Origin of the sequence: Curtobacterium sp. MCLR17_058 (genome assembly GCF_003234705.2) — a bacterium.
GTDB lineage: Bacteria > Actinomycetota > Actinomycetes > Actinomycetales > Microbacteriaceae > Curtobacterium > Curtobacterium flaccumfaciens.
Map to the genome: position 1 here is coordinate 1,055,478 of NZ_CP126262.1, position 17,612 is coordinate 1,073,089.

General features: G+C 70.3%; 17 protein-coding genes. 9 read left to right on the top strand and 8 right to left on the bottom strand.

Features of this window, described 5'->3' with window-relative positions:
- Window positions 1-40: 40 nt before the first annotated feature.
- Complete coding sequence (locus tag DEJ11_RS05060) at window positions 41-778, bottom strand: hypothetical protein (RefSeq protein WP_111033444.1); 738 nt, start codon at window positions 776-778, stop codon at window positions 41-43.
- A gap of 189 nt (window positions 779-967) precedes the next feature.
- Between DEJ11_RS05060 and ettA the strand changes: the two genes are divergently transcribed.
- Entirely contained in the window at window positions 968-2,653 is a 1,686-nt protein-coding gene (gene ettA / locus DEJ11_RS05065) for an energy-dependent translational throttle protein EttA (RefSeq protein ID WP_111030561.1), read from the top strand.
- Between the two features lie 32 nt (window positions 2,654-2,685).
- Window positions 2,686-3,138, top strand: a complete 453-nt coding sequence (locus tag DEJ11_RS05070; protein ID WP_071405517.1) for an acyl-CoA thioesterase — start codon at window positions 2,686-2,688, stop codon at window positions 3,136-3,138.
- On the opposite strand, the gene DEJ11_RS05075 is transcribed toward DEJ11_RS05070, so the two are convergent.
- Window positions 3,125-3,988 carry an acyl-CoA thioesterase gene (locus DEJ11_RS05075; RefSeq protein ID WP_111030580.1) on the bottom strand — a complete coding sequence of 288 codons (864 nt, stop codon included), beginning with the start codon at window positions 3,986-3,988 and terminating at the stop codon, window positions 3,125-3,127. The two genes, DEJ11_RS05070 and DEJ11_RS05075, sit on opposite strands and share 14 nt — an antisense overlap.
- A 91-nt stretch (window positions 3,989-4,079) precedes the next feature.
- Here DEJ11_RS05075 and DEJ11_RS05080 point away from each other — a divergent pair, with 91 nt between their 5' ends.
- Together DEJ11_RS05080 and DEJ11_RS05085 are read left to right on the top strand one after the other, a co-directional pair.
- Window positions 4,080-4,781 (top strand): DUF8185 domain-containing protein, encoded by a 702-nt coding sequence (locus tag DEJ11_RS05080; RefSeq protein ID WP_111104539.1) that lies wholly within the window; start codon window positions 4,080-4,082, stop codon window positions 4,779-4,781.
- 55 nt (window positions 4,782-4,836) lie between these two features.
- Window positions 4,837-5,679 carry an NAD-dependent epimerase/dehydratase family protein gene (locus tag DEJ11_RS05085; RefSeq protein ID WP_111104537.1) on the top strand — a complete coding sequence of 281 codons (843 nt, stop codon included), beginning with the start codon at window positions 4,837-4,839 and terminating at the stop codon, window positions 5,677-5,679.
- A 209-nt stretch (window positions 5,680-5,888) separates the two neighbouring features.
- Here DEJ11_RS05085 and DEJ11_RS05090 read toward each other — a convergent pair whose 3' ends face one another.
- From DEJ11_RS05090 to pepN, 3 genes are all read right to left on the bottom strand, one after another.
- The gene (locus DEJ11_RS05090) at window positions 5,889-6,350 is read right to left on the bottom strand and encodes a globin (protein ID WP_241660472.1); all 462 of its coding nucleotides are present in this window, start codon (window positions 6,348-6,350) and stop codon (window positions 5,889-5,891) included.
- 56 nt (window positions 6,351-6,406) lie between these two features.
- Complete coding sequence (locus tag DEJ11_RS05095; protein WP_111057866.1) at window positions 6,407-7,471, bottom strand: mechanosensitive ion channel family protein; 1,065 nt, start codon at window positions 7,469-7,471, stop codon at window positions 6,407-6,409.
- Window positions 7,472-7,546: 75 nt separating this feature from the next.
- Entirely contained in the window at window positions 7,547-10,126 is a 2,580-nt protein-coding gene (gene pepN / locus DEJ11_RS05100) for an aminopeptidase N (RefSeq protein WP_111039296.1), read from the bottom strand.
- A gap of 213 nt (window positions 10,127-10,339) precedes the next feature.
- On the opposite strand from pepN, the gene DEJ11_RS05105 reads away from it, so the two are divergent.
- Window positions 10,340-10,900, top strand: a complete 561-nt coding sequence (locus DEJ11_RS05105; protein ID WP_244993485.1) for a mycothiol-dependent nitroreductase Rv2466c family protein — start codon at window positions 10,340-10,342, stop codon at window positions 10,898-10,900.
- Between the two features lie 121 nt (window positions 10,901-11,021).
- On the opposite strand, the gene DEJ11_RS05110 is transcribed toward DEJ11_RS05105, so the two are convergent.
- Entirely contained in the window at window positions 11,022-11,540 is a 519-nt protein-coding gene (locus DEJ11_RS05110) for a GNAT family N-acetyltransferase (RefSeq protein ID WP_111030558.1), read from the bottom strand.
- On the opposite strand from DEJ11_RS05110, the gene DEJ11_RS05115 reads away from it, so the two are divergent.
- From DEJ11_RS05115 to DEJ11_RS05125, 3 genes are read left to right on the top strand one after another with little or no spacing between them, the layout of a single operon-like run.
- Entirely contained in the window at window positions 11,539-12,180 is a 642-nt protein-coding gene (locus DEJ11_RS05115) for a helix-turn-helix domain-containing protein (protein ID WP_111054847.1), read from the top strand. The genes DEJ11_RS05110 and DEJ11_RS05115 overlap by 2 nt on opposite strands.
- A gap of 46 nt (window positions 12,181-12,226) precedes the next feature.
- Window positions 12,227-12,715 (top strand): ribose-5-phosphate isomerase, encoded by a 489-nt coding sequence (locus tag DEJ11_RS05120; RefSeq protein ID WP_027464669.1) that lies wholly within the window; start codon window positions 12,227-12,229, stop codon window positions 12,713-12,715.
- A 36-nt stretch (window positions 12,716-12,751) separates the two neighbouring features.
- The gene (locus DEJ11_RS05125; RefSeq protein WP_071246661.1) at window positions 12,752-13,681 is read left to right on the top strand and encodes an Fpg/Nei family DNA glycosylase; all 930 of its coding nucleotides are present in this window, start codon (window positions 12,752-12,754) and stop codon (window positions 13,679-13,681) included.
- 36 nt (window positions 13,682-13,717) lie between these two features.
- On the opposite strand, the gene DEJ11_RS05130 is transcribed toward DEJ11_RS05125, so the two are convergent.
- Together DEJ11_RS05130 and DEJ11_RS05135 are read right to left on the bottom strand one after the other, a co-directional pair.
- Window positions 13,718-15,187 carry an amidohydrolase gene (locus DEJ11_RS05130; RefSeq protein WP_111104534.1) on the bottom strand — a complete coding sequence of 490 codons (1,470 nt, stop codon included), beginning with the start codon at window positions 15,185-15,187 and terminating at the stop codon, window positions 13,718-13,720.
- Window positions 15,184-15,843, bottom strand: a complete 660-nt coding sequence (locus DEJ11_RS05135) for an FMN-binding negative transcriptional regulator (protein ID WP_111104531.1) — start codon at window positions 15,841-15,843, stop codon at window positions 15,184-15,186. The genes DEJ11_RS05130 and DEJ11_RS05135 overlap by 4 nt, the downstream gene beginning before the upstream one ends.
- Window positions 15,844-16,022: 179 nt before the next feature.
- Between DEJ11_RS05135 and DEJ11_RS05140 the strand changes: the two genes are divergently transcribed.
- Complete coding sequence (locus tag DEJ11_RS05140; RefSeq protein ID WP_258375506.1) at window positions 16,023-17,609, top strand: peptide ABC transporter substrate-binding protein; 1,587 nt, start codon at window positions 16,023-16,025, stop codon at window positions 17,607-17,609.
- Window positions 17,610-17,612 lie beyond the last annotated feature (3 nt).

The following is a 17,612-nucleotide window of genomic DNA, read 5'->3' on the forward strand; positions in this document are numbered from 1 at the left end:
AGGCCGCCGGGGACGCAGGCGGTTCACCGCGTCGCGTCGGTCACCACTTCTGGGCGATCATCCCGATGCCGGAGACCTGGGCGGTGTCCCAGTTGCCGCCACGGGGCAGCCCGGTCACGCGGCCGTCGATCTTGAAGCTGGCGCCCTGCACCCGCGGGCTGTTCGTCTGCTTCGCCTTCAGCCCGTGGAACGAGAAGCTCGTGTCCCACTTGCCGTTCAGGCCGGTGTTCGACTTGCGGTCACCGACCGTGATGCGGGTGTTCTGCACCGTCGAGTGCACGACGTCACCGTTCAGGCGAGCGTTGGCCTCGGCGTTGAAGAACAGGCGACCGTCGAGGTTGAGCTTGAGGGTGCCGATCGTCTTGTGGTTCACGATCATCGTCGCGACGTCGTTCTTGTACCAGCGCATGCCGATGGGCGTGAGCTTGTTCGTGGCCAGGCCCAGGTAGCCGTAGGTGAACTTGCCGTTCTGCACGCGCTCCCAGATGTAACGCGGCTTGCCCTTGCTCTGTGGGGAGCCCTTGTCCGACTGGATCCCGAACGAGTACGCGTTGTTGTGGGCGTCGTGCACGTTGATGTACGACGAGTAGCCGGTGCCCGTGCCGTTGGCGCTGATGCTCGCCGTGTACAGCAGGTACGGGCTGCCCTTCGGCACGGCACCGGCGGCCGATGCCGGCGACACCGGGGCGATGAGCGCGACGGTGAGTGCGATCGCTCCGACGAAGGGGAGTGCGAGGCGGCGGAGCCGCGACGGGGTCGTGGTCGTGTGCGTGGTCATGGTCCTCGTCCTGTCCGTGGTCCTGATCCTGGTCCTCGTCGTGGTGGGTGACGGGCCCGAGGTAGCGGGGTGAGGCCAAGCTACGTCGTCCGTGTCGCGAACAACAGGCTTGTTCGTACAGGTGCGGGAAGCGGCGATCCGGCGTCGGGCGAGCGGTGCTCCGGCGGTGTCACTACACTTGGGGCCGATATGGCTGAGTACATCTACCAGATGGTCCGCGCCCGCAAGGCGGTCGGCGACAAGCTGATCCTCGACGACGTCACGATGTCGTTCCTCCCCGGTGCCAAGATCGGCGTCGTCGGACCGAACGGTGCGGGCAAGTCGACGATCCTGAAGATCATGGCGGGTCTCGACCAGCCGTCCAACGGCGAGGCGAAGCTCACGCCGGGCTTCAGCGTCGGCATCCTCATGCAGGAGCCGGAGCTCGACGAGAGCAAGACCGTGCTCGAGAACGTGCAGGAGGGCGTGGGCGAGATCCACGGCAAGCTCGCACGCTTCAACGAGATCTCGGCGCTCATGGCCGAGCCGGACGCCGACTTCGACGCGCTCCTGGCCGAGATGGGCACCCTGCAGGAGGACATCGACGCCGCCGACGCGTGGGACCTCGACTCCCAGCTCGAGCAGGCCATGGCCGCGCTGCAGTGCCCCCCGGGGGACGAACTCGTCACCCACCTGTCCGGTGGTGAGAAGCGCCGCGTCGCGCTCTGCAAGCTCCTGCTCCAGAAGCCCGACCTGCTCCTCCTCGACGAGCCCACCAACCACCTCGACGCCGAGAGCGTGCTCTGGCTCGAGCAGCACCTGCAGCAGTACCACGGTGCCGTTCTCGCCGTGACCCACGACCGGTACTTCCTGGACCACGTCGCCCAGTGGATCGCCGAGGTCGACCGCGGCCGCCTGTACCCGTACGAGGGCAACTACTCGACCTACCTCGAGAAGAAGCGTGCTCGTCTCGAGGTCCAGGGCAAGAAGGACGCTAAGCTCGCGAAGCGCCTGTCGTCCGAGCTCGACTGGGTCCGGAGCAACACCAAGGGCCGTCAGGCGAAGTCGAAGGCCCGTCTCGCCCGGTACGAGGAGATGGTCACCGAGGCCGAGCGCACCCGCAAGCTCGACTTCGAGGAGATCGTGATCCCGGTCGGCCCGCGTCTGGGTTCGCAGGTCATCGACGCCGAGCACCTGCGCAAGCAGTTCGGTGAGCGCGTCATCATCGGCGACCTGTCGTTCACGCTGCCCCGCAACGGCATCGTCGGCGTCATCGGCCCGAACGGTGTCGGCAAGACCACGCTCTTCAAGACGATCGTCGGCCTCGAGCCCCTCGACGGCGGCACGCTGAAGATCGGCGACACGGTCGACATCTCGTACGTCGACCAGAGCCGTGGCGGCATCGACCCGAACAAGAACCTGTGGGAGGTCGTGTCCGACGGACTCGACTACATCCAGGTCGGCAAGACCGAGATCCCGTCCCGCGCCTACGTGTCGCAGTTCGGCTTCAAGGGCCCGGACCAGCAGAAGCGCGCCGGCATCCTGTCCGGTGGTGAGCGCAACCGTCTGAACCTGGCGCTGACGCTCAAGCAGGGCGGCAACCTGCTGCTCCTCGACGAGCCGACCAACGACCTGGACGTCGAGACGCTCGGCAGCCTCGAGAACGCCCTGCTCGAGTACCCCGGTTGCGCCGTGGTCATCACCCACGACCGGTGGTTCCTCGACCGCATCGCCACGCACATCCTGGCGTGGGAGGGCCTCAACGAGGACGGCACGCCGAACTGGTACTGGTTCGAGGGCAACTTCGAGGCCTACGAGGAGAACAAGATCGAGCGTCTCGGTGCCGATGCCGCGAAGCCCGGTCGCGCGACGTACCGCAAGCTCACCCGCGACTGATCCTCGTGGCGAGACTGCACGCTCCCATCCGCATGCGGTGGAGCGACATCGACGCCTACGGTCACGTCAACAACTCCGCGATGCTGCGCCTCCTCGAAGAGGCGCGCATCGTGGGGTTCTGGGGTGCCGATCCCGGTGAAGACCCCGACGGCGACCTGCCCGAGCCGATCATCGACGGTCGGCCGGGTTCCGGCACCATGACGGTGATCGCCGGCCAGCGCCTCGAGTACCTGGCGTCGATCCCGTACCTCCGCCAACCGCTCGACATCCAGATGTGGATCGGGCGGCTCGGGGGCGCGAGCATCGACGTCTCGTACGAGGTCTGGTCGCCGGTGGGGCAGCACCCCGCCGTCCTGTACACCCGGGCGACAACGGCACTCGTGATGGTCGACGCGGCGACGAACCGTCCGCGTCGACTGACCGACACCGAGCGTGCCGCGTGCGAGCGCTACCTCGAGGAGCCGGTGCAGTTCAGCCGGCCGTAGGCACCCGCATCATGCCCTCCTGGGCGACGGTGGCCAGCAGCTGCCCGTCGCGGGAGAACATCCGACCGAACGCGAGTCCCCGTCCGCCCTGTGCGCTCGGGGACTCCTGCGTGTACAGGATCCACTCGTCGGCGCGACCGTCGCGGTGCCACCACATGGCGTGGTCGAGGCTCGCGCTCTTGACCCCCGGGGTGCCCCAGGCGACGCCGTGCCGCCGCATGATCGGCTCGAGGATCGACAGGTCGCTCGCGTACCCGAGCACCGCACGGTGGAGCGCCGGGTCGTCGGGCAGGTCGCCCTGCACGCGGAACCAGACCGCCTGGTGCGGCACGTGCTCGCCCTGCACGTCGACGAACACCGGGCCCTCGACGTGTCGCAGGTCGATGGACCGCGCGGCCCAGGCACGCGCGACCGGGTGGTCGATCGCGGACAGGATCGACGCGGCCGACGGCAGGGACTCCGGGTCCGGGGTGTCCACCGGGTACGGGTCCTGGTGCTCGATGCCGGTGTCCGGCACCTGGAACGACGCGATCATCGAGAAGATCGGGACACCGCGCTGGTAGGCCTGCACGCGACGGGCCGCGAACGACCGGCCGTCGTGGATGCGCTCGACGCCGAAGGTGATCGGCACGTCGATGTCGCCGGGCCGCAGGAAGTAGCCGTGCATCGAGTGGACGTCGCGTCCCTCGATCGTGCGCTGCGCGGCGACGATGCACTGCGCCAGCACCTGCCCGCCGAACACCCGTCCGCCGGGGGACCAGTGGCTGGCACCGGTCAGGATCGTCTCGCCCGTGCTCGCGCCGGTGTCCTCGAGTCGCAGGGTCCGCAGGAAGTCGGGTTCGCCGTTCACGCTGTGCAGTCTACGAACGGCTGCCCGCCGCCGTCGCAGGTCGTCGCGCTCAGGTGCCGCGGCGTCGACGGCCGGTAGGATCGGGGTCGACATGGGCAACTCGTTCACGCTTCCCGACGCCGCCTCACTCGGTGACCTCCGCACGTACCTCGGACGTGCCGCTCGGATCGAGGACGGCTCGGTCCGGCTCATCGCCGACTCCGGCGTCCTGGCCGTCTACACGGCGATCCTCTACCCGCTCGGGCTGCTCGACGAACTGCCGACGGTGCTCGGCCTCCGCACGTTCTCGCTCACCGAGCCGGCGTCGATCGACACCGTGGTCCCGCAGCAGTCGCTCCTCGAGCGTCTCCGCCTGCTGGCCGAGGCGCAGGACGCCGAACACGCCGAGGGCGCCGACCCGACGCGGGCCACCCCGATCGAGGTCGAGCTGCCGCACGAAGTGCACACCGTGACGTGGGCGGCCATCTCCCCGCCCCGCGGTGGCTGGGTCCCGCTGCCGGACGTCTCACCGGAACTCCTCCGCCGCGCCACCCGCGACGGCATCGCCGAGGTCGCCGACGCCGTGCCGTCCAACGCGGGCGAGGCCATCGTCCGGCGGATCCGCGCCGAGGTCTGGGGTCGACCGGTCCCCGGCGTCGAGCACCTGCCCGCCGGTGCGGGCTTCGCGGGCGAGAGCCTCGGGTTCCTCGGGCACGACCCGGTCCGGCTGTTCGAGACGGGCCCGTGGAGTCGACTCACGACCTCGCGCGGCCACGTGCTCGTCAAGCGCCGCGCCTGGACCCTGAGCTCCTAGCAAAGACGACGGCGACGACGACCACACCGCCCGGCCGCCGTGGTTGGCTGGCCGCATGCACGTCTTCCTCACCGGTGCGTCCGGCTACATCGGCTCCTCCGTCCTCCGCTCCCTCGTGGCCCACGGCGACGAGGTCACCGCGCTCGTCCGCTCCGACGAGAAGGCCCGGCACGTCCGTGACGCCGGTGGCCGGGCCCTGGTCGGCGACGTCACCGACACCGACGTCGTCGAACGCCTGCTGCACGAGAGCGACGGCGTCGTCCACACGGCATCGGCGCCCGGCGTCGACCCGGACTTCATCCGCACCGCGATCGGTGCCCTGGCCGGCACACCGAAGCCGTTCGTGCACACCGGCGGCATCTTCACCTTCGGCGACTCGACGGACATCTCCGAGCAGTCGCCGACCGGCCCTCCAGCGTTGACCGCCTGGCGCGGACCGAACGAGGCCCTGCTGCGGGGGAGCGACGTGCGGAGCACCATCGTCGCCCCTGGCATCGTCTACGGGCGCGGCGCCGGCATCCCGGCGATGTTCGTCAGCGACGGCGAGCAGCCGGTGCGGCTGGTGGGCGACGGCTCGCAGCGCTGGACGACGGTGCACGTCGACGACCTCGGCGAGCTCTACGTCCTCGCGCTGCACCGCGGCGAGCCCGACGGGTACATCGTCGCCGCGACCGGCGACAACCCGACCGTCCGGCAGATCGCCGAGGCCGGGGCTCACGGTGCACCGGTCGTCGCCGAGAGCGTGGACGCGAGCCGCGAACGGCTCGGGCGGGACTTCGCCGACGCCCTGCTGCTGCACCAGGAGGCGTCCGGCGCACACGCCCGGTCGGCCTTCGGCTGGCGACCGTCGCGGCCGTCCCTGGTCGAGGACCTCGCCTCCGGCTCGTCCGTGCGCTGACCCGCGCTGCCCGAACACGCCGGCGTCTCGCGCGCACGAGAACGCGGGAACCGGCGGACGGGAGGCCCGTGGCGCCGCCGCCACGGGCCTCCCGTCCGCCGCTCGCGACGATCACTGCACGCCGGCGTCAGCGGAAGACGCCGCGGGAGCGTCGAGACGCCGCCGGATTCGGCGGCGTCTCGACGACACGACGGCGTGTGCCGCGCGGGTCAGTCGAAGGTGTTCGTCATCGCGTGGGCAGCGCGGTCGAGGTAGCCCCAGAGCTCGGCTTCATCGAGGGGCGCGAGCTCGAGTGACTCGACCGCCTCGTGCATGTGGTGGAGCCAGCGTTCCCGGGCCTCGGACGTGATGCGGAACGGGTTGTGCCGCATCCGCAGGCGGGGGTGGCCGCGCTGCTCGCTGTAGGTGCCCGGGCCGCCCCAGTACTGCTGCAGGAAGGCGGAGAGGCGCCAGATCGCACCCTCGAGGTCGTCGGCCGGGTACATCGGCCAGATGACCTCGTCCTGCTGCACGCCCTCGTAGAAGCGCCGGACGAGCCGGTCGAATGTCGGTGCGCCGCCGATCCGCTCGTACAGCGACCCGGTGGCCGAGGCGCCGTGCTCCCCGACGCGCAGGGTGATCGGCTGCGCCGGGACGCCGACCGAGCCGGGCATGCCGGGGGCGCCGGGCATGCCGAGCGAGCCGCGTGCTCCGGGCGCGCCCGTGCCGCCCGGGGGTGTGGGGTCGGTCATCGGGGGTCCTTCCCGCTGTCGGGGTCGTCGGTGCGGATCGGCTGCCCGAGGATGTTGCGCTTGGTGCGCCGGGGCTTCGTGGGGGCCGGCGTCGGCTGGGTCCGGACGGTGCGCAGGCCGTTGATCGAGGTGGCGTTCTCCCAGCCCTCGGGCATGATCATCGCCATCGCCGGCAGGGTGATGCCGAGTTCGTCGACCGCGTGCTTCAGGCGGGTGCGGAGCTCCCGACCGACGACGTCGAGTTCGGACGCCCGGGTCTTCACGACCAGGCGGAAGACCATGCCGGCGTCGGTGATCGACTGCAGCCCCCAGATCTCGGGCTTCTCGACGATCCGCTGCCGCCAGCGGGACTCCTGCGACATCGTGACGGCGGCCTTGAGCAGGGCGTCCTGCACGGCGTCGATGTCGGTGTCGTAGGGCACGGTGATGTCGACGAGCACGCGCGACCAGCCCTGCGACAGGTTGCCGACGCGCAGGATCTGGCCGTTCGGCACGAACCACAGGATGCCGTTCACGTCGCGGATCTGCATGACGCGCAGCCCGACGTTCTCGACGACGCCGGTGGCCTGACCGGTGTCGACGACGTCACCGACGCCGGCCTGGTCCTCGAGGATCATGAAGATGCCGGACAGCAGGTCCTTCACGATGGACTGGGCGCCGACGGCGAGGCCGGCTGCGACGAGCGATGCACCGCCGACGATGCCGACCGCGGCGCCCTTCCACACAGCAGTGGCGATGATGACGAGTGCGATCGCGACCACGACGACGGTGGCGAGGTTCTCGAGGACGCTGCCGAGCGTCCGGGTGCGCTGGACGACCCGAGCTGTCTGCACGGGCGACGCGATGAGGGCCTGGGTGTCAGCGGCTCCCTGGCGCTTCTTGACGCCGTTCACGATCCGGTCGACGACCTGCTTGATCATCCGGCGCAGGATCAGCCGGAGGATGATCGCGGCGATGATCGTGATGACGATCGTGATCGGTGCCTGCCAGGTGTCGACGAAGTCCGTGAACGCGTTCGAGACCAGTTTGGACGTGTCTTCGGTCGTTGCAGCCAAGTTCATATCCGGTCGATGCTAAGCGGCGGGGCCTCGGCATCCCTGGAGGAACACCAAGACCCCGCCGGATCAGAGCAGGGGTCAGGCGTCGGCGGCCTGGACCCGGAGTGCGCGCTCGGTGCCCGCGAGGCTCTCGGACACGATGCGGCGCAGCGCCGGCGTCTCCGGGTGCTCCTCGAGCCACGCGGCGGCGGCGTCACGGAGCTCGGCCGACGCGAGCGGCGCCGGGTAGAGGCCCGAGACGATGGTGTCCGCCATGTGGTAGCTGCGCTCGGCCCAGATGCGCGTGAGCACCTCGAAGTACTTCGGCACGAGGCCCTCGAGCAGCACCGGGCTGTTCACGTGCTGGAACCCGACCGTGGTCTGGCGCACGATGGCGTTCGGCAGCTCGGACGAGTCGACCAGCGACGAGAACGCCGCCAGCTTGCCCTCGGCCGTGGGGATCGTCGCCCGGGCGCGGGCCGCGGCCTGCTCGCCTGACGCGGTCTTGTCCGCGGCGAGCTCGGCGTCGATCTCGGCGTTGTCTGCAGCGCCCGCGAGCACGAGGCCCTCGAGCAGCTCCCAGCGCAGGTCGGTGTCGATCTCGAGGCCCTGCAGGGTGACCGATCCGTCGCGGAGGCCCTGCAGGGTCGCGACGTGCTCGGGCGTGGATGGGACCTGCGCGAAGAACTTCACGAACTGGAACTGCGCGTCCGAGCCGGCCTCAGCCGAGGACGCGAGCTGCCAGAGCGTGTCGCCGACGGTGCGGACCGTGGCCTCGACCGAGCCCGGTGCCACGTAGTTGCGTGCGGTGAGCAGCAGCTGCGAGAGCGTCGTGCGGATGGTCGTCGACTCGGTCTCGGTCGCGATGTTGCCCAGCACGAGGCGGACGTAGTCGCTGGCCGGGGACTCGGCGTCGCGCGTGGCGTCCCACACGGAACCCCAGACGATCGAGCGGGCGAGCGGGTTCGCGATCGACGCGAGGTGCTCGATGGCGGTGCGCCGGGAGTGCTCGTCGAGACGGATCTTGGCGTAGGCCAGGTCGTCGTCGTTCAGCAGCACGAGGTCGCCGCGCTGGACGCCGACGAGCTCGGGCACCTCGGTGCGGGCACCGTCGACGTCGATCTCGACGCGGTGGACCCGCTCGAGCTTGCCGCCGGCGGAGGCCGTGTCGGCACCGAACGGCGCGGACTCGTCGTTCCGGAAGGCGTACACGCCGATCGCCAGACGGTGCGGGCGCAGCGTCGGGTAGTCGGCCGGGGCTTCCTGCAGGACGGTGAACGACGTGATGACGCCGGACTCGTCGGTCTCGATCTCGGGACGCAGGGTGTTGACGCCCGCGGTCTCGAGCCAGAGCTTCGACCACTCGGTCAGCTCACGGCCGCTCGTCGCCTCGAGCTCGACGAGCAGGTCGCGGAGCTCGGTGTTCGAGTGGTGGTGCTTCTTGAAGTACGCGGAGACACCGGCGAAGAACGCGTCGATGCCGACCCAGGCGACGAGCTGCTTGAGGACCGAGCCGCCCTTCGCGTAGGTGATGCCGTCGAAGTTGACCTGGACGTCCTCGAGGTCGTTGATCGTCGCGACGATCGGGTGCGTCGAGGGGAGCTGGTCCTGGCGGTAGGCCCAGGACTTCTCCATCGCCTGGAACGTGGTCCAGGCCTCGGTCCACTCGGTGGCTTCAGCCGTGGCGATCGTGGAGGCCCACTCGGCGAAGGACTCGTTGAGCCACAGGTCGTTCCACCACTTCATGGTGACCAGGTCGCCGAACCACATGTGGGCGAGCTCGTGCAGGATCGTGACGACCCGGCGCTCCTTGATGGCGTCGGTGACCTTCGACCGGAACACGTAGGTCTCGGTGAAGGTGACCGCGCCGGCGTTCTCCATCGCACCGGCGTTGAACTCCGGCACGAACAGCTGGTCGTACTTGTCGAAGGGGTAGGCGACGTCGAACTTCTCCTCGAAGTACGCGAAGCCCTTCTTCGTGATGTCGAACACGTACTCGGGGTCGAGGTACGAAGCGAGCGACTTGCGCGCGAACACACCGAGGGGGATCGTCCGGCCGTCGCGGCTGGTCAGCTCGTCGCGCACGACCTCGTACGGGCCGGCGACGAGCGCGGTGATGTAGCTCGAGATGCGCGCGGTGGGCGGGAAGGCCCAGGTCGCGACGTCGCCGTCGACGTGCGGCTCCGGCGTGGGGGAGTTCGAGACGACCTGCCACCGTGACGGCGCCGTCACGGTGAAGGAGAACTCGGCCTTCAGGTCGGGCTGCTCGAACACCGCGAACATGCGGCGGGAGTCCGGGACCTCGAACTGGGAGTACAGGTACACCTCGTCGTCCACCGGGTCGACGAAGCGGTGCAGGCCTTCACCGGTGTTCGTGTACAGCGCGTCGCTGACGACCACGAGCTCGTTCTGCTCCTGCAGGTCGTCGAGCTGGATGCGCACGCCGTCGTTCACCGCGGCGACGTCGAGCGCCGAACCGTTCAGCGTGATCGAGTGCACGGTCTTCGTGATGGCGTCGATGAAGGTCGATGCGCCGGCGGTGGCGGTGAAGCGCACCCGCGTGGTGCTGCCGAAGCTGTCGGCGCCGCGGGTCAGGTCGAGCTCGACGTCGTACGTCTGCACGGCGACGACGGCCGCGCGCTCCTGGGCTTCGATTCGGGTGAGGTTCTCTCCGGGCACGCAACGCTCCATCTTCGCTGGGGACGCGGACGATCGGTGTCCGCGTACGGGGCCCCGGACGGCGTCGTGCGCCGGCGGGACGATGGGTTCCAGCCTAGCGACGCCGCGTACGCTCGGATCGTGACCGAGACGACTGTGGACAACCCGACCGACCCCACCACCGCGCGCACCGCCGTGGAGTTCTGGTTCGACCCGAACTGCCCCTGGGCCTGGATGACGAGCCGCTGGGTGGGTGAGGTCGCCGAGCACCGCGACCTCGACGTGACCTGGAACGTGATGAGCCTGTTCGTCCTCAACGAGGACCAGGACGTGCCGGAGAGCTACAAGGAGCGCCTGCACGCCGGCCAGGTCTACCCGCGCATCGTCACGGCGGCGAGGCTCCGGCTCGGGCAGGACGTCGTGAAGCCGCTGTACGACGCCCTCGGCGAGCACATCCACCACCGCCAGGAGTCCGACCCGGAACAGGTCGTCCCCGCCGTGCTCGCCGAGCTCGGCCTCGACGCCGACCTGCTCGAGTACGCCTGGACGGACGAGGTCGACGCCGCCGTGCGCGCCAGCCACCAGGACGGCATTGACCGCGTCGGACAGGACGTCGGCACGCCGGTCATCGCCGTCGAGGGCACCGCGTTCTTCGGGCCGGTCATCTCCCCGGCGCCCAAGGGCCAGGAAGCGCTCGACCTGTGGGACGGCGTCGTCGCCGTCGCGAAGTACCCCGGCTTCTTCGAGCTCAAGCGCTCGCGCACCGTCGGCCCGATCTTCGACACCACCGACTGACGTTCCGGAACCAGGTTCCGGACACAGCACCGCGGGATCGCGTGGTTCCGTGTCCGGAACCAGGTCCCGTTCGTCGACGGGCGGCCGGGAGGCCCGTGGTGCGCCCGCCCCGCCCGTCGCGTCAGACGAGCGGCAGGCGCATGAGCGTCAGGTCGAGCCAGCGGTCGAACTTGCGTCCGACCTCGGGCACGACCGCGACCGTGGTGAACCCGAGGCGTTCGTGCAGGGCGATCGACCCCGTGTTGGTGCTGCAAATCCCGGCCATCATGACGTGCCGGCCCTCGGCGGTGGCCCGCGCGACCAGCTCGGCCATCAGGGTCGTCGCGATGCCCCGGCCGCGGAACGCCTCGACCACGTAGACGCTGTGCTCGACGGTCAGCCGGTACCCCTGGTGCGGCCGCCACTGCGAGTACGTGGCGTAGCCGGCCACGGTGCCGTCGACCTCGGCCACGACCACCGGGTACCCGCCGCCCTGCCGCTCGGCGAGCCACCCGTCGAAGTACGCACGCGGGTGCGGGGTGTCCTGCCAGATGGCGGTGGAGTGCAGGACGGCATCGACGTGCAGGGCGTGCACGACGTCGAGGTCGGTCGGGGTGCAGTCGCGGATCACGACCCCGTTCGTCGCATATGCTGTCGTCATGTCTCACATCGTAGACGACGCGCACGCCGATCCCGCAACCGGCGCCGACGACACCTCGGTCGCCGAGCAGCGGGCGCTCGGTGAACGCCTCCAGCGCCTCCGCACCGAGCGGAAGTGGAGCCTCACCGAGCTCGCCGAGGAGTCCGGCGTCTCCCGCGCGATGATCAACCGGGTCGAACGCGGAGTTTCCAGCCCCACCGCGACGATCCTCGGTCGCCTGTCCGGTGCCTTCGGCCTGACGATCTCGCAGCTCCTCGACGATGCCCTGGAGCACGAGGTGCCCAGGGTGACGGATCCCGACGAGGCGCGCGGGGTGCAACGGGGCGCGACCGCCGATTCCTGGACCGATCCCGACACCGGGTACCGCCGCCGTCCGGTCTCGAGCGCGGCGTTCCCCGCTGACGTCACCGAGGTGCGCCTCCCGGCCGGCCGCGAGGTGGCCTACCCGGCGTCCGCCTACGCGTTCCTGCGGCACTGCATCTGGGTCGTCGAGGGCGTGCTCGAGGTCGTCGTCGGCGGCGAGCCGACGCGTCTGGCGGCGGGGGACCGGATCGAGCTCGGCGACCCCGCCGACGTCGTCTACCGCAACCCGGGCGAGGACCCCACCCGGTACCTCGTGGTGGTGGTCCGCGCACCGTAGTCCGTCGTGGTCCGGGCCCCGGAGCCGCAGGAATAGGATCGGTTCCATGCGCATCCACCTCGGAACGGACCACGCCGGCCTCGAGTTCAACAAGACCCTCGCAACCCACCTGACCGAAGCCGGGCACGAGGTGGTGGACCACGGTCCGACCGAGTACGACGCGCTCGACGACTACCCCTCGTTCTGCATCAACGCCGCGCACGCCGTGGTGCAGGACCAGCGCGCCGGTGTCCAGGCCCTCGGCGTCGTCTTCGGCGGTTCCGGCAACGGCGAGCAGATCGCCGCCAACAAGGTCGAGGGCATCCGCGCCGCGCTCGTCTGGAACGAGTCGACCGCCCTGCTCGCCCGTCAGCACAACGACGCCAACGTCATCTCCATCGGTGCGCGCCAGCACACCGAGGACGAGGCGATCCGGTTCGTCGACCTGTTCATCGCCGAGCCGTTCTCGGGCGAAGAGCGCCACGCCCGCCGCATCGCCCAGCTGGCCGAGTACGAGACCACCGGGCTGATCGCCGGCCGCCAGATCGACGCGTAGCCCGGCTCGTCAGGGGTACCGGGTAGAACGGTAGTCATGCCCGAGGGTCACTCCGTCCACCGCATCGCCAACCAGTTCACCCGGCACTTCGTCGGCAAGCGCTGCGAGGTGTCGAGCCCCCAGGGGCGCTTCGCCGCCGGGGCCGCGCAGCTCGACGGCAAGCGGATGATCGCCGCGCGTGCGGTGGCGAAGCAGATGTTCCTGGAGTTCGAGGGCGACCTGTTCCTCCGCGTCCACCTCGGCCTGTACGGGGCGTGGGACTTCGCGGGCGTGATCTCCACCGCCGAGGCACTGTCCGACGACGACGACCGCGAAGAGTCGCTCAGCTCGATCGGCGCACCGCGGCTCGCCCGCTACCGGATGGCCGAGCAGGAGAAGGCGGAGGACCCGATCGAGTCCTTCCCGCCGGACCCCGTCGGCCAGGTCCGGGTGCGGATCCTCACCGAGGACACCGTCGCCGACCTCCGTGGCCCGACCGCGTGTGTCGTGGAGACCCCGGCCGAGGTGCAGCGTGCGCTCGACAAGCTCGGCCCCGACCCGATGAACGACGACGGGCCCGAAGCCGAGAAGACCTTCGTCGACAACGTCCGCCGTCGGAACGTCGCGATCGGGCAGCTGCTCATGGACCAGTCCGTCGTGGCCGGCATCGGCAACATCTACCGCGCCGAGCTGCTGTTCCGGCAGCGCATCGACCCGTACAAGCCGGGCAAGAAGATCACCGTCAAGCAGGCCAAGGCGCTCTGGGCCGACTGGTCGAAGCTGTTGCACGACGGCGTCCGCGACGGCCTGATGATGACGATGGACGACCTGTCCGAGGCCGACCACAAGAAGGCCCTGCGCTCCCGCAAGGACCGCCACTGGGTGTACCACCGGCAGGGCGAGCCGTGCCGGGTCTGCGGCACCGAGATCCGGATGGCCGACATGGCCGGCCGGAAGCTCTACTGGTGCCCGAAGGACCAGAAGTAGTCCACGGGGCACAGACGCAGCCGCCCGCCCTCCTGCTCACAGCTCCCGGTACGTGAACCGTCCGGCGACGGCCGTCCCCAGAACCCGCATGCCGCGCAGTGCGGCGGACGAGGACGCCAGCGGGTCGGACTCGACGAGCACCAGGTCCGCCACGTCGCCGACGGACACCCCGACGCGCCCGTCGGTCGACCCCTGCCACGCGACGAGTGCCGAGAGCCGTTCGGCCGGGTGCCACGGGTCTCGCCCGTCGCGGTCCCGCCCGACGGCCGCCGCCATCGACACCCACGGGTCGAGCGGCGCCACCGGCGCGTCCGAGCCGAGCAGCAGGCGCGCTCCGGCCCGTGCGAGCGACGCGAAGGCGAACGCCCGGTCGGTGTGCCCGGCCCAGTGCCGGTCGGCGATGTCCCGGTCGTCCATGGCGTGTTCGGGCTGCACGGACGCGGCGACCCCGAGCCGGGCGAACCGGTCGACGTCGGTGTCGACGAGCAACTGCGCGTGCTCGATCGTGCCGCGGGTCCCGACGGTCTCGAAGACGTCGAGGGCCAGCGTGTTCGCCCGGTCGCCGATCGCGTGGATCGCGGGGACGAGTCCGGCGTCGACGGCACGGCGGGTGATCGCGACGAGGTCCTCGAACGGCCAGGCGAGCACACCCGAGCCGTCGGTCATGGCGGCGGTCCGGGTGCCGAGCGACCCGTCCGTGACCACCTTGAACGGCCCCATCGTGAGCAGGCCCCGCGTGCCGTCGACCACGTCGCCGGTGCGCAGTCCCCGGGCGATGGCCTCGTCGAGCTCGGCCGGGTACACCCCGGACGCGACCCGGATCGCGTCGGTGCCGGCGTGGATCCGGCGGCGCCAGCGGTCGAGCCCGAAGCGCATCTCGAGGTCGACCACGCCCGTCACCCCGCGGGCCGCCGCGGCCTCGGCAGCGTCCGCAACGTAGGCGTCGAGCAGGTCGTCCGGCACCTGCGACAGCGCACCGGTCACGTCGAACGCGTCCTGCTCGCGCAGGACCCCGTCCTCGCCCGCCCCGAGCGGGCGGCCGACAGCAGCCGAGAAGTGCGCGAGCGCGAGCGCGTTGCACCACACCGCGTGCAGGTCCGCGCTGATCACGACGACCGGGAGGCCCGGTGCGGCCTGGTCGAGCAGCTCGCGTCGTGCCGGGCGCGGCCACATCCCGTCGCGGTAGCCGTGTCCGACCAGGACGCGGTCCGCCACGCCCGCCCGGGCGACGGCGGCGAGCAGGTCGGCGGTCGCCTCGGCGGAGTCGCAGCCGGTGACGTCGACACGGCGACGGACGAGTGCCCACTGGTCGAAGTGCGTGTGGTGGTCGCGGAGCCCCGGGCCGAGCCAGGCACCGGCGGCCTCGACCACGTCGGTGTCGACACTCGTGGGGTCGAGGGTGCCGGTCGGTGCGATCTCGGTGACGCGCCCGTCGACGATGCGGACGTCGGCAGGGGCTCCGGAGGTGCCCACACGTCGGACGGTGCGGAGCAGGATGTCCGTCACGACGCCTCCAGGCCGTTCGCCGGGGACGGGACGGGCCGGACCCGCTCGACCTCGTCGGCGAGCGCCGGCGACGCGTAGGGGCCGTCGCCCCGCAGCCCGGCGACGATGCGGTCGATGACCTCGGGGGCCTTGTTCTGCGAGAGCTTGGCGCGGGCGTCGAACCGGGTGACGCGGATCCGGATGCCGACGGTGCCCTTGGCCATTCGGCGAGCGGTTTCCTCGTCGATCTGCAACGACACGGGCGCGGGCATGACCCGCTCGAAGTGGTCGACGAGTTCGCCGAGCACCCGGAAGTTCTCGTCGTCGGACAGGATCTCGGGGGTGCCCCAGACGTGGGCGGTGACGTGGTTCCAGGTCGGCACGAACTGCTCCGGCGGGTACCAGGCGGGGGAGACGTAGCCGTGTGGACCCTGGAACACGACGAGGACTTCGTGCCGTCCGAGTTCGTGGGCGACCTCGTCGGGGCGGCCGACGTGGGACACCAGGACGAGGGCGTCCGGGTCGTCGTCGGGGCCGGGGGTCTCGAGCAGCACCGGGTAGTGCGACGCCACCAGCCCGGCCGCGGTGTGCGACACGATCGTCGCCCACGGGTTCCCGGTGATGAGGCGTCGGACCTCGTCGACGTCGGTCATCAGGAAGTGCGGTGTGTGGCGCATGTTCCGAGCGTGGCACAACGGGCCCGGTCGCGCGACGGGTGTCGTTTCGTCAGTGTTTCTGCGCGGTAAAACTCTCAGAGCGCATTGAAAGAAGTCTTGTGGTCGGGATTCGAACCGTCCTAGCTTTCCCACCACGACGACCGGGCAGGGATCCGGCCGCACCCGATCGAGGAGAGATCATGCGACGCAGGACGATCGCCGCGCTGGCCGCGGCGGCAACCTTGGCACTGGTGGCGACCGGCTGTTCGGCGGGCGGCGCGGCCGACGACGACGCTCCCTCGAGCCTGGTCTACGCGACCGGCGAACCCGACCACCTGACCCCTGGCCGGCAGACCGTGGCCTTCGACCAGGTGATGAGCGTCTTCGCGCCGCTGACCCAGACCGACGCCGACGGTGACCTGCAGGACGTGGCGGCGAAGAGCGTCGAGAGCGACGACGCCACCACGTGGACGATCACGCTGCGGGACGGCTGGACGTTCCAGAACGGCGAGGCCGTGACGCCGGAGAGCTACGTGAAGGCCTGGAACCACGTCGCCTACGGCCCGAACGCGTGGGAGAACAGCGGTCAGCTCGCCGGGATCGTCGGGTACACGGACCTCAACCCGGCGAAGGGCACCCCGAAGACCAAGGAGATGTCGGGGCTGAAGGTCACCGGCAAGGACACCTTCACGGTCACGCTCACCCACGCGGACAGCCAGTTCCCCCTGCAGCTCAGCCAGGCCCAGACGGCGTTCTACCCGATGCCCGAGGCCGCCTACGACGACCTGAAGGCGTACGACAAGAAGCCGATCGGCAACGGCCCGTACGAGATGACGAAGGCGTGGAAGGCGGACCAGGAGTTCACCGTCACGGCCTGGAAGGACTACGAGGGCACGAAGCCCGCCACCGACGAGGTGACCTTCCGCAGCTACTCCGACATGAACACCGCGTACACCGACGTCCTGGCCGGCAACGCCGACGTGCTGTTCCTGCCGACCGACAAGATGACGAGCGCGAAGGCCGACTTCGGCGACCGCCTGCACTCCTTCGACGCCCCCGGCATCGACTACCTCGGGTTCCCGCTGTGGGACGACCGGTACTCCGACCCCGACGTGCGCCGCGCGATCTCGATGTCGATCGACCGTGACGAGGTCAACGACGCGATCTACGGCGGCCTGTACGACCCGGCCACCGCACTCACCCCGCCGTCGATGTCCGGCACCGAGGAGGGCATCTGCGGCGACGCCTGCGAGTTCGACCCGGCAGCGGCGAAGAAGCTCCTCGCCAGCGCCGGCGGGTTCGACGGCACCATGACGCTCGTCTACCCGGGCGGCACCGGCCTCGACTCCCTGTACGAGGCGTACGCCAACCAGATCCGGCAGAACCTGGGCGTCGACGCCGAGGCGAAGGCCACCACCGACTGGGCGTCCTACTACTCAGAGCTCACCGACAAGACCGTCGCCGGCCCGCACTTCGGCCACTGGGGCGCGCTGTACATCAGCCAGCAGAACACGCTCCGTGCGCTGTTCACCACGGCCGGTGGCTGCTCCCCGTGCACCGGCTACTACCAGTCCGACGACGTCGACTCGCTGCTCGCGAAGGCCGACTCCGCCGGGTCCCAGGACGAGGCGAACGGGTACTACACGAAGACGCAGGAGGCCGTCCTGCAGGACTTCCCGATCGTCCCGACCTTCTTCGACAAGTACTCGTACGTCACGAGCGACAAGATCGCGAAGCTGCCGGCGGTGGCGGGCAGCCCCGTGATCGCGCAGATCGCCGTGAAGTAGGGC

Coding starts and splice junctions, on each gene's coding strand:
- DEJ11_RS05090 (WP_241660472.1), bottom strand. CDS start 6,350: ATGCCCGGCGCCCCCGGCATGCCCGGCTCGGTCGGCGTCCCGGCGCAG.
- DEJ11_RS05060 (WP_111033444.1), bottom strand. CDS start 778: ATGACCACGCACACGACCACGACCCCGTCGCGGCTCCGCCGCCTCGCA.
- DEJ11_RS05140 (WP_258375506.1), top strand. CDS start 16,023: ATGCGACGCAGGACGATCGCCGCGCTGGCCGCGGCGGCAACCTTGGCA.
- DEJ11_RS05115 (WP_111054847.1), top strand. CDS start 11,539: ATGTCTCACATCGTAGACGACGCGCACGCCGATCCCGCAACCGGCGCC.
- ettA (WP_111030561.1), top strand. CDS start 968: ATGGCTGAGTACATCTACCAGATGGTCCGCGCCCGCAAGGCGGTCGGC.
- DEJ11_RS05125 (WP_071246661.1), top strand. CDS start 12,752: ATGCCCGAGGGTCACTCCGTCCACCGCATCGCCAACCAGTTCACCCGG.
- DEJ11_RS05120 (WP_027464669.1), top strand. CDS start 12,227: ATGCGCATCCACCTCGGAACGGACCACGCCGGCCTCGAGTTCAACAAG.
- DEJ11_RS05080 (WP_111104539.1), top strand. CDS start 4,080: ATGGGCAACTCGTTCACGCTTCCCGACGCCGCCTCACTCGGTGACCTC.
- DEJ11_RS05085 (WP_111104537.1), top strand. CDS start 4,837: ATGCACGTCTTCCTCACCGGTGCGTCCGGCTACATCGGCTCCTCCGTC.
- DEJ11_RS05110 (WP_111030558.1), bottom strand. CDS start 11,540: ATGACGACAGCATATGCGACGAACGGGGTCGTGATCCGCGACTGCACC.
- DEJ11_RS05135 (WP_111104531.1), bottom strand. CDS start 15,843: ATGCGCCACACACCGCACTTCCTGATGACCGACGTCGACGAGGTCCGA.
- DEJ11_RS05070 (WP_071405517.1), top strand. CDS start 2,686: ATGCGGTGGAGCGACATCGACGCCTACGGTCACGTCAACAACTCCGCG.
- DEJ11_RS05095 (WP_111057866.1), bottom strand. CDS start 7,471: ATGAACTTGGCTGCAACGACCGAAGACACGTCCAAACTGGTCTCGAAC.
- DEJ11_RS05105 (WP_244993485.1), top strand. CDS start 10,340: ATGACGAGCCGCTGGGTGGGTGAGGTCGCCGAGCACCGCGACCTCGAC.